The organism is Polaromonas sp. P5_D5 (assembly GCF_054049435.1).
Genome location: NZ_JBFUMJ010000003.1, coordinates 1 through 13,062, shown reverse-complemented (window position 1 = coordinate 13,062; position 13,062 = coordinate 1). Strand labels below are relative to the sequence as shown.

Here is a 13,062-nt window from a genome sequence, read left to right as displayed (position 1 = left end):
GGAGCCGCGCTCACTGAGGCTTGGACTTAGACGACAGTTAGCAGTTAGGCATCATTGGCGGCGGGCCCCTTTGGCGGAGCGACTTCGACCAATACAGCGTAGTGCCCGCGCGCAGTCTTATTTTGAGAGGGAATAATTTGCGTCGCCCGGCACACTCTTCGAACACGGTACCGGTTGCCGGCAGGAGTCAGGCGGTTGCGCGGAGTTATGGACGAACCGTTGGTGTTCGTGAATTCCTCGGGCCGCTCATTAATTGACGCATAAATCAGAAATGCTCGGACCGCCGGATTTTGGGCACGTCTCTCCGCAAGATAATCAATGTCTTGCCACACTAAGTCCTTCCTTGATCTGCTGTGTTTGATTTCTATGACAGCCTCAATATTGCCGACGGAGTATGAAGCACCTCGGTCAGCACGAATCGCGTTAGAGATCACGAGATCAGCCCGCTCGCGCGAGTTCTGAGCGACCCCTGTGGTCCGAAATTCCGGGATGTGCCGGTAGAACACTTCGGCTTCTAGAAATCGTTCAGCCACTCGATGTGTGAACACCTGGCGCATCAACTCCCAAGCGATCGCCCCTTCGCTGATATTCGCCGCAAGGCCCAACGCATGCTGAGAACCCAGCCAATATGCAAGACCCTGCAGCGAAGGCGCTGCCCAGTCAGGAATGGGAACTATCTTTCCCATGCGGCTGTCGTGTCTGAATTGATCGGCGGGTCAACGAGCACCATGCACCTATGCATTTTTATGTCTTTGTCGAACAACTTTATTGCCACACGACGATCCTTGCATACTGTATTTGCAATTCGCCTGAAGCGGTTGAGCCGATAGCCGCCTTAGAGGACAACTGGGCGTCAACGTCGGGGTAGCGGTCGACGCTCCGCTCACCAATCTATTTGTATCTTACATGGTGCATATTCAGTAACGTCCCAAAATCCAACGCTTACATGCCCGCTTCCGACCATAAGCGGCATGATTAAGAGCTGGCAAAGTTGCTATCGTCACTGGCTAGAAAATAAGTTTAGCCACATTATTTTTCTCGAATATTGAGCTACGGTTTCCATTTAACTAGATCCGACTGCTCAACCGATTTTCAGTGTTAATTTACGTGATTGCCTGGGTCGGCTCGAATGCAATTCGCTTATCACTCAAGTACTATTTAGATGGGCTCATCGCATCTGTTGCTGAGCGCTTTCTTACCAACATAGTGAGTTTGCTGGCGCGGCCGTCTTCATAACTAGTTTATTTACGGACTGTCATTCCACAACGGATAGCTAGCTCCAAGAAAATTTAGTTACGCTTTCTCGCGTGTGTCGGTATTATTAGCAAACATTTTTTCTTGATTTGACACTAGTATTCTTTCGGGAACGAAATCCATCTTCGATAAAAAATGTCCTCAACGCGAGAGTTGTAGATGAGAGTGGACTTCGGGGAAGAGGCTGATTAAGTGCTTCGTGGAGCGTCGGTTGTTAAGTCGCTTGACGAGCACCTAAGGCAGTTATTCAAGTCTGATTCCCACCATCTGAGGTTTACAGAGGGAGTACATGAATCAAAGCGGCCATTGGAGAATCAAATCCTTACCTGAGCATTTTTTGGTCAGGGAAATGCTACTTCCATTTAACCTTGAATCCCCTGATGGCGCGAAGTACGCCTACCTTCGACTTCTGAAGCGAGGCATTAGTACGATGGATGCCGTTGCTGAACTTGCTGCTGCCGCCGCCATTGACGAGAGCGCAATAAGTTGGGCTGGCTTAAAGGATGAAGAAGGAGTAACAGAGCAGGTTCTGTGCATTCCCCGCTCAGTCGTTACTCCGAGTGCAGACGAGTGGATGGGTCTACTGAAAACGACACATTCGGCAAGCCAAATAGTTTCGTTGTCAGCATACGGATACGGCAGCGAAAGACTTCGACCTGGATTGCTTTTGGGTAACGCCTTTACGGTCACCATTGGCAATGTAAACGAGGAGGCGCAGGCCAAGCTGCGAACAATGAAGGGAGTCACTTTCCAATTCTTGAACTATTACGATGTTCAGCGTTTCGGGCGACCGTCGGAACCGAAGATCAATCACCTTATAGGTAAGGCGCTGCTCGCAGGTGACGATTCTCTTGCCGAAAAACTTTATCTGCAAAAGCGAAATGGTCAGGCGGACAAGTGTGATGATCGGAGCGTGCCGTCTCCACAAGAGACGGTTTTATATAAAAACGCATTCGAGGCATACAACTGGAACATATCATTGGCGTCGCTTGTCCGCGAGAAATGCGGAACCGCTTGCGATGATATCGATGGGGAAGGGCATATCTACGTCTTCCCTAATGATTTCCCCGATTTAAGTCTGCTACTTAATCGTTGCGCACCAACGATGAGGCGCCACTCAAATTTAGATCATGCGCCGTCGTCTGGTGCCGGACGAAGAAATTCAATCGCGGAAGCAACACTCTATGTTCACACGCCGAGCAAGGAATCCTCAGGGACTGAGCACGTAAAGCTGTCCTTTTTTCTACCTAGCGGTTGCTACGCAACAATGCTATTGAAACAGCTGGAACACGCGTGTTCTGTCTTTCAATCGGCTGCTCTCGCTTCATAGGAAAAGCTATGCGAGATGAGGACAAGAAAATGTGTAGGGGTCTGCTGCCACAGGACCTGCAACGTCGTTTGCCTACGGCGCGTGCTCAGGAGGTGGCCGGGATGCTCCATTCATCAGGTTTGCTTTCACGAGTGGAAGCCTAATTTAACTGCTCAGGCACAACCTATGAGTCTCACTGATTTGATTAACGTAAGTTCAATTTCGACAGTGGGAGCATATACGTGCTTTCTGATCCTTAGGGCATTGGCCTTGCAGCGCCCTTCAACATGCGAGCCGACGCCGCCCTCGGAGAATCTCCCTTATCTTTTGGTTGTGATTCCTGTTTTACGTGAACAAGCGGCAATTCAAGGCTGCCTTGAGCATTTTGGCCAAATTGAATATCCAGATGAGCGAATTCGCGTAGTCCTTGTTACGACAGAGAAAGAACTAAAGAATCCCCATCCGCATTACAAAGAGCTCACATCGGAAGCACTTTCTAGGTTAATTCCGATTGTGGAAGACAGCTCTGGTCGGAGAATATTTCGGCATATTCACTATCCATACTCACACGGCAATATGGCCGATCAAGTCAATTACGCTGTGCGATACATTTTTGAGGCTTACGACGTTGCAGTTGACCCAGACAATACGTTTATTGCTGTCTATAACGTTGATAGTAAACCGGAGGTCGGCGTGTGCATGGAGGTGGCGAGACGTTTTATAGCCTCGCAACACATTTGTTTCCAGCAACTTTCGGCGTACCACGTAGTGACGAGCCCTGCGTCAACATGGATACAAAGGATGATCTGTGAGGGCTTTGCTTTGTGGCAAACGCGTTGGTCTTTATTGGTTGAGAAGGTAAGGTATGAACAGTCGGAGCGCCTTTTTGTCGTGAACTCAAGATCTTTCGATAAGAGAGATTTGGCTTACGTACCATTTGAGAGGTTGCCGTTCAGCTACACAGTAGCTCATGGCCTCTACATAAGGTTAAGTGAGTTTATTCAGATGAACTATCTTCCGGCGAAGCAACCGAATGAAGATGCGGAATTTGGCTTCGCGTTGCCTTTTTACGGACACCATCCTCAGGTATTGGATTCATTGGATATAGCGGAATCAGCATCAACTGTCGGGGCAACACTGAGGCAGCAGGAGGGATGGATAGTGGGACCGCTGCTGAGCTTTAACTACATGAGCAAAATACTCAAGATATTTGAGATCCCTTCCCGGGGTCGTTGGAGAGTGTTGGTGTATGCGACGCGAGCATTTTCTGACGCCTTCTGGTGGGTAGCTGGGCCATTGCTATTCCTATATACCTTACTTCAACTGGTGGATATACCTTCCGATAAAGGGCAATCGCCGTTGTTAATATTTGGAACTTTGGTCGTATGGGGAGGCTATTTTTGGCTGCCAACAATTGCGATGCGCTATTGCGCGGGGAAATGGCTTGGGAGAGCCCCTCAAGAAAAAAGTCAAAGCATTTCTAATTTCTCCCGGTGGGCTTTTGCAATGCTGCCTATTTGCTATCTCCTTCACGGATGGGGCGGGGTTGTAGGCATAGCAAAGTATCTAGCTACGTGCGTCTCCGGAAAACCATATGTCAAATATAAAACGGAGAGAGGCTTCAAATGAGCTCTTGTTTAAAACTTACGATTCTCTTCTTAGGCGCTCGCCGGAGGATTAATTTTATCAAAAAGCTACAGAAGCAGGCAGAAGAGAAAGATTACGCTGTGGATATATATACAGCGGATACTGACGATCTAGATCCAATCGCTAGATTGGACTGGCCATTCCTGTTGGTGCCAAATTGTAGGGAAGACGGCTATATCGATAGACTTCTTGAAGTATGTTTGGCGTCCGAAGTAAACCTTGTCATACCTTGGAATGATGCGGAAATACAGATAATTAATGAGCATAGAGCCAAGTTTTTGGCCGCAGGTATCCGCGTCTTACTTCCACCAGAAAGTACAACTAGGCTGTTCCTAGATAAATTCGCTTTTTCTGATTGGTGTTCTAGCGAAGGACTGCTCACTCCTGAGCAGTATCTCCCACCGTCCGCGAATTTCCCGTGCGTGGTGAAACCTCGATTTGGCCAGGGCTCCGTTGGTGTCACGACCTGTACCGACTCGGTGGATCTCGCATATGCAATCAAATTGGCAAAGCAACCTTTAATTCAGAAATTTATCGAAGGACCTGAATACACGGTCGATGTTTTTTGCTGGCCCCCCGGGCAGGTATTCACCGCAGTTCCACGGAGAAGAATTAAAACTAGAGGGGGCGAGGTGTTGATTGCAAAAGTAGAGAAGGACCATCATTATTTAGAAATAGCAATGAAACTTTGCGCTCTCAATCCGTTTGTCGGAATCTTCAATTTTCAATACATTCGAAATGGGCAAGACGCTTTTCTCATCGAGGCTAATCCGCGCTTCGGTGGTGGTACCGATCTTTCTATAGCTTCTGGCGCGGATTTTCCAACTTACATCCTTGAATTTTTCCTATTCGACAAGATTCTTTCCTCATCGCCAGTGATAGACGACAAAATGACTATGACGCGATATCACGAAGCGGTTTTTTATGTGGAGGATGAGTTTCCTGCGGCGATGACTACGCTGCCAGGAGCAATGCAATGAGTGTTAGTCGTAATGAGGTAGCTGTTACCGAGAACAGTTCTGAGGTAGTTAAGGTTTACACAGATAAACGAAGCGGATTGATCGAGCTGGCAGTTCTCAAACTATTAGAAAAAACTGGCTTGGCTCCTTCGGTTTTACAGGTGACTACACGGGCTGACTATTGTGAAGTGACGATGCAGAAGATATCAGGTCATACGTTAGACCAATTGGCTCAGGAACGTTCGTTCCATCTTCCGCAGGCATGCTATCAATTGGGCCGATCAGTTCGCGAGTTGCACGAAATTAGCATTCGGGAGTTGCCCAGTGTGACACTTCCTGTGAGAGACGAAGCCTATGCGGCGAAACTATCGAAATTGCTTCTAACCGACAGTGCGTTAATGATTGCAAATTCCATTGCAGCTGAGGCTTATAAAGAACCGGATGGGGAATTATGTTTTCTACACAGGGATATCTCGCTGAAAAATGCCATCTACGATCCCATCTCCGAAAAATGCTTCTTGTTAGATTTTGAAAATGCTGCGATTGGGGTGTCGCACACGGATGTATGGCGATTTTTGGAAGTAGAGGCAACAGAGTTACCCCGTAACTGCCTTGAGCTATTTTGTGCCGGATACGAGTTAAATCAAGATGCCTATAAAAAATGGAAAAAACTCTCTGCTCTGATGTTTGTTTTGGAATTTGCGCTATTCAGCCGCAATCATGGGGGGTATATCTCTCCCTCGATGAATCAGATTTTGAGTAAACATTGCGTTGAACTTTTACACGACCCGGATTTGTGGAATCAGCTACGAGCGGATGAGTCGTAAAGGCGCTGATGAACAAACCTCTTTGCCAAATAGTTATCGGTGGTAGTGATGGGATAGGGAGATCCTTGTCCCAGAAATTCTGCGGTGAAGGAAAGAATGTGATATTCACGGGTCTCTCTGGTGATCTTCCCGATTACTCGAGTATGGCGTGCCCAGAAGTGTTCGGTACAAAAATCAAACTTGATGTACGGGAGCCCTCCGAAATAGACCAGTTCGGTGAGTTCCTATGTGACAACGTTCTCATCGAGAACCTAATATTTGCGGTGGGAGGTGGCCGATTTTCCGAGCTTAGCACTGCCGCGCCGACTTACGTGCAAGATATATTGGCCATCAATTTGAGCGGCCCCTTGTCATTGCTTTCGAAAATTCATCTGGCAATCGCGCGAAATGGAACGATCGTGTTTCTGGGGTCTTCTGTCTCAACTATGGGTATTCCTGGGGCATCCGCATATGCCGCGGCCAAGTGCGGTCTCATCGGAGCAGCCCGTAGCCTATGCAATGAGTTTGCGGATCGTCAAATTAGATGCAATGTAGTCTCCCCGGGGTTAGTGGAGACGGCTCTGTACGCTAAGTTAGGTCTCAACTATTCAGATATCGCCCGCTCTTTGGCACCAAAAATAGCCGCTCGTCGCGGAGCCTCGGCAAGTGAAATAGCCGCGGTTATTTCCTTTCTATGTAGCTCGGAGGGAAGTTACATAAACGGAACTGAAATTGTTGTAGATGGTGGCATGCGAGTAATGCAGTCGTAGTCATAGCTGATCGAAGGCGAGCTTATTGGGCTACCAATGAATAAGGAATACCATGCATCAAAGCGTTCAGAAACCAGGTCTATTTCCGGACCTCAACGAGGCTTTTTCTTTCCCTTCTGTGGTAGAGATACAGACTCATACTCGTTGTAATGCAAAGTGCATATGTTGCCCCTACGAAGCGCTGAGCAACGCGGAGCATCATGGCCGAATGGACGACGATCTGCTATGGAAGATCCTAGAAGATTGCGTACGGAATCGTGAGCGTATCGCTCAAATCGTGCCCTATCACAATAATGAACCATTTCTGGATAAAAGGATGGTCGAAGTCCTTGCATTCATAAAGCGCGAGATTGGCGCTCCTGTTGAGTTGGCAACTAACGCTTCGGCTCTAGTACCCGCGCTGATTGATAAATTGTGTAGTGAACTGTTCGTCTCGACATTGCGCATCTCGTTTTTCGGAGGAAATCCAGATTCCTATGAACGTAGAATGCAGTTGCCCTGGGAGCGCTCAAGGCGGAATATCGAGTACCTTCTTAGATCCGCACAATCCATAGGAATGGCGGTTGAGTTGGTCATGGTTGCCACCTCCGATCTGAGGCAAGAAGAGATTGATGCATGCAGGGCTATTTGGACTCCCCTGGGCGCGAAAGTAACGATTTTTGGATATTTAGATCGAGTTGGATCGGGCGCTGTTCAAAACCTTCTTCCGTATAACGCCCACAAGCGGCGCGTCATTGGATGTGATTTAAATCGACCGTTTGAGCGCATCTGCATCCTGAGTAACGGTGACTGCATAATTTGCTCACAAGATTGGCATCGGGAAGTAATTCTCGGTAACGTTGCAGACACTGATATATCGACTGTCTGGAATAGCGCGGCGTACGAAGCCTTGAGAAATCGATTTACTGGAGCGATTACTCCGGTTGATCAAAATGTGTGCCATCGATGCAAACTGGCAATTTTCGAATAAACCAAGGAGCTACCCAAATGAAAGACTTCGCGAATTTTGTGAGCCGGACTAAGCCTGTCGGAGTGCTATATGTAGATGTCTACCCGTACTTCAAGGATCAAGACAATCGCATTCAGTTCTTATTGTTAAAAAGGCGAGCTGATGTAGTGATGCCGGGGAAATGGCAAGCAATCAGCGGGAAAATTAACGAGAATGAGCGAATTCAAGACGCATTTATTCGGCAGGTTGAAAAGAAGACGGGGCAGTCGCCAATTGCCTTTGAGAAGGTCGATTATGTGAACATGTTTTTTGACGACTACTACGATACGGTAATGGTCGTCCCGGCTGCTTCCGCTGAAATTTCGAAGCGCATAGTGCTGGATTCAACCCTGCACGATGACCACATTTTTGTTACCTATGACGAGCTATCTAAGTACGATTTATTTCCAGCTCAGATGCATGTCTACTCTTTGCTGAATACAAAGTTGAGCCGTTAAATTTATCGGCGAATTAGTTATAGCTTACTGAGCCATGAAAGAGCTTCGTGTGCCGCCGGTTCAGCGTTGGAGGTGCCGTAGCTAATCTCAATAGCCGGGATGTGGGACAGCCTATTTAGTACGCCGCACACGTTATCTAGCGTGACTTGATTATCAGTTTCAAGCCACACCTCTGGCCAAACGTTATCAATTGGAGTTCGACATTCTGCATAAAGCAAAGACATTAGCTTGCTTCGAGGCAGCTGGCGAATCAGAGGCCTCGCATCAGATACCGCGATCTTTGGAATGATGATTCCGGTCAAGCTGGACTGATCAGTCAGTTCTGCTTGGCAAAGACTAGAAAACGTCTTGGGTGTCAGAATGATTTTTTCGTTGGAACCAAAATCCCCGATCTGATTGGGCATGGAGGTGTTGAGCTTCTTAGGGATTTTTGCAAGTTCTGTGTTTGGAATAGATCCGGGGTTTTCGGTCAAGGCTATCCAATTCAGGGCTGTCCCAATTCCCAATCGGACTGGCAGAGGTAAAAACTTTAACGAGGTTGCGTCTTTGGTGATAATGGCGCGGTCGTTACACAATAGTTTTGCCTGTTTGCTGGCCGTAAGTACGGAAAGCAACGTTGTGGTTTTTCCTGCCCCAGATGGGCCGACAACAAGAACTCCAGCCGATCCAACTGCTAATGCCCCCGCATGGAGTGCCACACCGCCATCTCCCTCTGCTCTGCGTCGCAAAATATCTAGAATAAGCCAGTGCAGTGGTCGGCCTATGGGTGTTCCCGTTTGTTCATAGAACAGTAATCGTGTTCCATCGACTCTGCCAAAAATTGGTTCGCTCGGGTCGGAGCTGAGGAACAGGTAGCGGCCATTTCCGAAATCATACGGAGTGACCTCTCTTCCCAGATGCACTATTCGCGCAGGTTGTCTGGTGCCCTTCCGTTCGCATTCGTCCTTCAAATGCTGGATATTCTTAACCCGAATGGAGTAAATCTTCTCTGTGCTCTGGTAGCTCAAAGAACTTTTGTACGGTAGGAAATCGCGTACATGCGCGATATCTCTTTCCTCTAAGTCTCCATACATTTCAACGTTGCAACCGCACACATTAAACGCTGCTTTGATTTGTGAGGCGGAGACTGCCGTACCCAAAAGTCGATGGATGGCTATCATTATCGTTTTGTATCCGGTGACGGGTGCCCGAATGGTAGTAAGCACAATTTCACTTGAGGTTTATTGGGCCACTCAATGGCTTCCTCTGAGCGGAATTTACGGGAAAATCTCGAAGCGAACATCTCTTCGTAACTTAGGAGTAAATTGTGGAACTGCTAACGTATGAAGTTCAGATTGATTTGATGATAACTGAAACGGATTGCTTGGCAGGGTGTGTGTATAGAGCAAAGCAGTCCTTTTGATCTTGAGTTGGCTGGTAGCTTTAACTATTCGTTCACTTACAACCCGAGGATCAGTGCCTGTCTCCTGTTGCAGTCGAAGCGCAACGAGGAACGAATCAATCTACCAAAGCGTCATTGCGAGCGCCACGACAACACCGACAACGATAAGGGCTGCGCAGATCGGTCCGCAGATCCAAGGTTTCATAGATGTCCAGTAAAAGTGATGAAAACGGCGCCGCAAGAATTGCAGCGTGCCGCGCCATGCATGAGCTGGTGACACTTTCTGTAGACGTGCCGGCTGAGGTCGTCGCTGGCATCGAAGGAATTTCGCGGCTCAAAACCACAAACGCCGTGGTGCGCCCTTGGTGCCAAGGTATCGCACGCACATCATCAGCTAAAAAATGCGGCCTTGATGCAGGCAATCCTAGAAGCTGTCCTACAGGCTGACAGCAAACTTGAGCCATATGATCCCCTTTTTCAAGGAGGCCGTATGGATAGCTTCGGCGCTCAGCGCTGCGAATTACGGCTTTCAGGAAGTGCCTCACGAACCCATGCGGTCAATGTCTCACGACCGGGGTAGCCCATCGCCCTCATGGTGGCGGCAATGCAGCGATCATGGGTGAGGCAGTGTTCACCAGCGGCCTCCTTCTGCGTCTGCGAGTACTTGGGTTCCCGACCCGCATAGCCCACCGGAAAATCGAGCCGTTGCTCATATTCCCAGTAGCAGCCCTTCACGGCATTCTTGGTTGGGTAACCTAGCTGACGAATGGTTGGCCTCACGCGTTTGCCGAGCTTGATGTAGAGCTCGACCGCTTCAATCCTGTCTTCGTATGAATACATGAACTACCTCCTGGTAGTCCAAGTTCTTGTCCATACCCTAATTTCCATCCAAAACTGGCCCACGTTGGCACTACCCTGCTTGTTTTAAAAGCAGAGGGAATTTAGGAGTTATTGACGTGGCGCTTCTCGGCGGAGGGATAGCGCTCACTTGCGCTGACCCGCCGTGAGTACCCGGGACCAGCCTTCATCCACTTGATCGTCGGTCCTCACTTGGCGGTGAGCCGGGTATATACGCCTTGTATCTCGTGATGAGTACGCATTTCGGCAATGTCGAGCGCCTGACGTATTCAATAATGGTATGTCTATCGAAGTGGGGATGGCTCGGCGATTTCGGTGAATCGCTGCAGTTTCGACAAACAAATGCTTTTCCTTAACGAGCTTGTCTTGACGCGCAGTTAAGACTCGCCGGTTCTGATGTCGGCGAGTTGAATGGCAACCGCTTTTCGACCCATCTTCCTGAGTGCGGCGATAGTCTGAAGTTGGGTGACATTCGGACGCGTTTGTCCGTTTTCCCATTTATAGATGGACTGCGCTGAAACAGATAGCAACGCAGCTAGCTGAGGTGCGGACACCCCAAGCCGGCGCCTCAGCGAGACCAATCCCTTTGAACTGAATCGCAAGGAACCTAGGGATTGCGATTCGCGGATGGAAGGCACCGTTGGAAATTTCGCCTTCGCCTTTAATGCCCCAGCGAGTTGTTTCTCCAGTACGACCACACGGCGATTCAAACCCGCAACATCTAAGCGGTTTTGCGCTAACGCTTGCCTGACTTGCGAAAGCTCGTTGCGAAGCTCCTTACGAGCCAGCCGAGCCATCTCAGTTTTAAGAATTTCCGCAATATTAGCCATGATGCACTCCGTTCTGGTTGAGATACAGGCGGCGTGATGGTTCAAATTTGCAATGCGCCGCAAAGCCGATCTTCTACCCCAATTGTAGGATATTAGGAAGCAAGCTCAGTCAGCAAATAGGAAGATAGGGCTACTCTAATGGGAAATACCCAATGGCTGATAACGCTTTAGCTATCGGTTGTCTCTATATATAGACCGGCAATGGTTAAGGCGGCAAATTGGTGTTGGCGGAACTAAAAGCTCCTTTAGATCGATAGTAATTCGCTCTATACGCCGACTTTGTCTACCAAACATTCTAAAAATTCAAAGCTTGATTTCAATGCAAACAACAAAGGCATCGATGCGAATATTTACAGGGCTAATTTTTTCCATTTCAGCTATGATTTCACGCCTAAACAGATTTTTCTTTAACGATGCTCAGCTTCTGGATTGATAGACGAAAAAGAAAATGTACTAAGGCGTTTTAGTACTTTCTGATATTGGCATTCGCCGATATTTCTAATCGTCTGTGGGGGATGTAGCGACTTCTTTCAGAGAAAGACGAGAGCGCCAGTGCAACCGACAAATGCCGTTATGACGTTGCGTAGTGCGCTAGTCGAATTTTCAGACGTTCTAGATCTGACCCCTCTTCCTTGGTCGTCGAGTGTCAAGAGTGTCGTGCTGTCAAAAAGAGATGATCGAATCGAAACTACGCGATCCGTATTTCAGAGCCTATTACCCAAGGCGATTCGTCGCTCCATTCCCGCTAGGCAATACGAATACATCCTTGGCCGGCTGGCTGTAGATGTTCTAATTTCAGAGTGCGGTGTCACTTCTGCAGGAGGATGGATTTCTTCCGCAGAGCGACGGCCCATTTGGCCAGCTAAGGTGGCCGGCTCGATCACACATAGCAACGAACTCATCTGGGTTTCAGTCTGTATCGTTCAAACTTCTGAGGCCGCGATAGGAACAGATGTTGAATCTCTAGCGCAATCGAGAAGTGCATTTGAAGCTTTGACGGTCTGCTTCTCAGCAGAAGAAGAGCGACTCATATCAGCAGTTGAGCATGGCCGCCTCATTGGGTTTTCGGCGAAGGAAGCGCTTTTCAAATGCTTAAATCCGATATGTGACATCTATTTTGATTTTCTAGACGCAGAAATCGTGAAGTTGGATGATGTTGCTCAAAAATTTGAAGTTGAGTTAAAAATCAACTTGGCAATTCAATTGCCAAAAAAAACTCTTCTAAGAGGAAATTACAAGATAATTTTTGGGCATGTATGGACGGGCATTGAATGGCAAATTTAAAAAAATATATTGAATCTGACCGAACATTCTCTTGAGCAATAAGTGAATTTACTGGCGCAGAATAGCTTTGAATCAATGAATTTCAAGTTCGAGAGAATATGAAGCTGAATCTTGATGATTTAAATATGGGATTTATGCGGCGGATGCGATTGGTCCGAAGTATTTCATCAAGCGATGCTCCAGTTTCATGCTTTGTAATGTTATGTGAATATTACAAGGGCAATCCGAATATTGATCAGATTCGAGTGCGTTTTTCTGAGAAAACTGCTGACAGTTATGACCGGCTTGTTGGTCTTGCAAGGGAGCTTGACCTCAATTTAAGAATGCCTGTTGCGAACATACGAGAGGTAATGAAATTTGGGCATCCATTTGTAGTTAGATTTAATGATGAAAGATTTGTAGTTGTTAAGCCGAATGGCGGGGGCGCTTGGATTTGGGATCCTGCAGCTGGAAAGAGATACCGCTACAAAATCTCAGAGATAGAGCTCCTCACAAGAGAAATCTATAGAGAAATCTAT

At 47.8% G+C, this 13,062-nt stretch carries 13 protein-coding genes and 1 pseudogene; 10 read left to right on the top strand and 4 right to left on the bottom strand.

Features of this window, described 5'->3' with window-relative positions:
* Positions 1 to 44: 44 nt before the first annotated feature.
* Positions 45 to 686 (bottom strand): hypothetical protein, encoded by a 642-nt coding sequence (locus tag ACXJKE_RS12905; protein ID WP_457281006.1) that lies wholly within the window; start codon positions 684 to 686, stop codon positions 45 to 47.
* Between the two features lie 857 nt (positions 687 to 1,543).
* Here ACXJKE_RS12905 and truD point away from each other — a divergent pair.
* The 7 genes from truD to ACXJKE_RS12870 all read left to right on the top strand — a co-directional run bounded on the left by truD (position 1,544) and on the right by ACXJKE_RS12870 (position 8,191).
* Positions 1,544 to 2,584 carry a tRNA pseudouridine(13) synthase TruD gene (gene truD / locus ACXJKE_RS12900; RefSeq protein WP_457281005.1) on the top strand — a complete coding sequence of 347 codons (1,041 nt, stop codon included), beginning with the start codon at positions 1,544 to 1,546 and terminating at the stop codon, positions 2,582 to 2,584.
* A gap of 165 nt (positions 2,585 to 2,749) precedes the next feature.
* A complete protein-coding gene (locus ACXJKE_RS12895; RefSeq protein ID WP_457281004.1) occupies positions 2,750 to 4,192 on the top strand; it encodes a hypothetical protein in 1,443 nt (480 codons plus the stop codon).
* Positions 4,189 to 5,190 (top strand): ATP-grasp domain-containing protein, encoded by a 1,002-nt coding sequence (locus ACXJKE_RS12890; RefSeq protein ID WP_457281003.1) that lies wholly within the window; start codon positions 4,189 to 4,191, stop codon positions 5,188 to 5,190. Before ACXJKE_RS12895 ends, ACXJKE_RS12890 begins: the two co-directional genes overlap by 4 nt.
* On the top strand, positions 5,187 to 5,996 hold the full coding sequence (locus tag ACXJKE_RS12885; protein ID WP_457281002.1) for an aminoglycoside phosphotransferase family protein: 810 nt from the start codon (positions 5,187 to 5,189) through the stop codon (positions 5,994 to 5,996). The genes ACXJKE_RS12890 and ACXJKE_RS12885 overlap by 4 nt, the downstream gene beginning before the upstream one ends.
* 8 nt (positions 5,997 to 6,004) lie before the next feature.
* A complete protein-coding gene (locus tag ACXJKE_RS12880) occupies positions 6,005 to 6,745 on the top strand; it encodes an SDR family NAD(P)-dependent oxidoreductase (RefSeq protein WP_457281001.1) in 741 nt (246 codons plus the stop codon).
* 52 nt (positions 6,746 to 6,797) lie between these two features.
* Entirely contained in the window at positions 6,798 to 7,715 is a 918-nt protein-coding gene (locus tag ACXJKE_RS12875; protein WP_457281000.1) for a radical SAM/SPASM domain-containing protein, read from the top strand.
* Positions 7,716 to 7,732: 17 nt separating this feature from the next.
* On the top strand, positions 7,733 to 8,191 hold the full coding sequence (locus ACXJKE_RS12870) for an NUDIX domain-containing protein (protein ID WP_457280999.1): 459 nt from the start codon (positions 7,733 to 7,735) through the stop codon (positions 8,189 to 8,191).
* Positions 8,192 to 8,208: 17 nt separating this feature from the next.
* On the opposite strand, the gene ACXJKE_RS12865 is transcribed toward ACXJKE_RS12870, so the two are convergent.
* Positions 8,209 to 9,351, bottom strand: coding sequence for a hypothetical protein (locus ACXJKE_RS12865; protein ID WP_457280998.1), 1,143 nt, complete (start codon positions 9,349 to 9,351; stop codon positions 8,209 to 8,211).
* Positions 9,352 to 9,779: 428 nt separating this feature from the next.
* On the opposite strand from ACXJKE_RS12865, the gene ACXJKE_RS12860 reads away from it, so the two are divergent.
* Entirely contained in the window at positions 9,780 to 10,019 is a 240-nt protein-coding gene (locus tag ACXJKE_RS12860) for a hypothetical protein (protein WP_457280997.1), read from the top strand.
* A 69-nt stretch (positions 10,020 to 10,088) separates the two neighbouring features.
* Here ACXJKE_RS12860 and ACXJKE_RS12855 read toward each other — a convergent pair.
* Positions 10,089 to 10,412 (bottom strand): annotated as a pseudogene (locus ACXJKE_RS12855) (IS3 family transposase); the annotation flags it as partial.
* Positions 10,413 to 10,807: 395 nt separating this feature from the next.
* The gene (locus ACXJKE_RS12850; protein WP_457280996.1) at positions 10,808 to 11,260 is read right to left on the bottom strand and encodes a helix-turn-helix domain-containing protein; all 453 of its coding nucleotides are present in this window, start codon (positions 11,258 to 11,260) and stop codon (positions 10,808 to 10,810) included.
* A gap of 573 nt (positions 11,261 to 11,833) precedes the next feature.
* Here ACXJKE_RS12850 and ACXJKE_RS12845 point away from each other — a divergent pair.
* Both ACXJKE_RS12845 and ACXJKE_RS12840 read left to right on the top strand, forming a co-directional pair.
* Complete coding sequence (locus tag ACXJKE_RS12845; RefSeq protein ID WP_457280995.1) at positions 11,834 to 12,544, top strand: 4'-phosphopantetheinyl transferase family protein; 711 nt, start codon at positions 11,834 to 11,836, stop codon at positions 12,542 to 12,544.
* Between the two features lie 98 nt (positions 12,545 to 12,642).
* The coding region (locus ACXJKE_RS12840) for a cysteine peptidase family C39 domain-containing protein (protein WP_457280994.1) at positions 12,643 to 13,062 on the top strand (420 nt) is incomplete at its 3' end.

Coding starts and splice junctions, on each gene's coding strand:
- ACXJKE_RS12870 (WP_457280999.1), top strand. CDS start 7,733: ATGAAAGACTTCGCGAATTTTGTGAGCCGGACTAAGCCTGTCGGAGTG.
- ACXJKE_RS12875 (WP_457281000.1), top strand. CDS start 6,798: ATGCATCAAAGCGTTCAGAAACCAGGTCTATTTCCGGACCTCAACGAG.
- ACXJKE_RS12865 (WP_457280998.1), bottom strand. CDS start 9,351: ATGATAGCCATCCATCGACTTTTGGGTACGGCAGTCTCCGCCTCACAA.
- truD (WP_457281005.1), top strand. CDS start 1,544: ATGAATCAAAGCGGCCATTGGAGAATCAAATCCTTACCTGAGCATTTT.
- ACXJKE_RS12905 (WP_457281006.1), bottom strand. CDS start 686: ATGGGAAAGATAGTTCCCATTCCTGACTGGGCAGCGCCTTCGCTGCAG.
- ACXJKE_RS12880 (WP_457281001.1), top strand. CDS start 6,005: ATGAACAAACCTCTTTGCCAAATAGTTATCGGTGGTAGTGATGGGATA.
- ACXJKE_RS12860 (WP_457280997.1), top strand. CDS start 9,780: ATGTCCAGTAAAAGTGATGAAAACGGCGCCGCAAGAATTGCAGCGTGC.
- ACXJKE_RS12895 (WP_457281004.1), top strand. CDS start 2,750: ATGAGTCTCACTGATTTGATTAACGTAAGTTCAATTTCGACAGTGGGA.
- ACXJKE_RS12845 (WP_457280995.1), top strand. CDS start 11,834: ATGACGTTGCGTAGTGCGCTAGTCGAATTTTCAGACGTTCTAGATCTG.
- ACXJKE_RS12885 (WP_457281002.1), top strand. CDS start 5,187: ATGAGTGTTAGTCGTAATGAGGTAGCTGTTACCGAGAACAGTTCTGAG.
- ACXJKE_RS12850 (WP_457280996.1), bottom strand. CDS start 11,260: ATGGCTAATATTGCGGAAATTCTTAAAACTGAGATGGCTCGGCTGGCT.
- ACXJKE_RS12890 (WP_457281003.1), top strand. CDS start 4,189: ATGAGCTCTTGTTTAAAACTTACGATTCTCTTCTTAGGCGCTCGCCGG.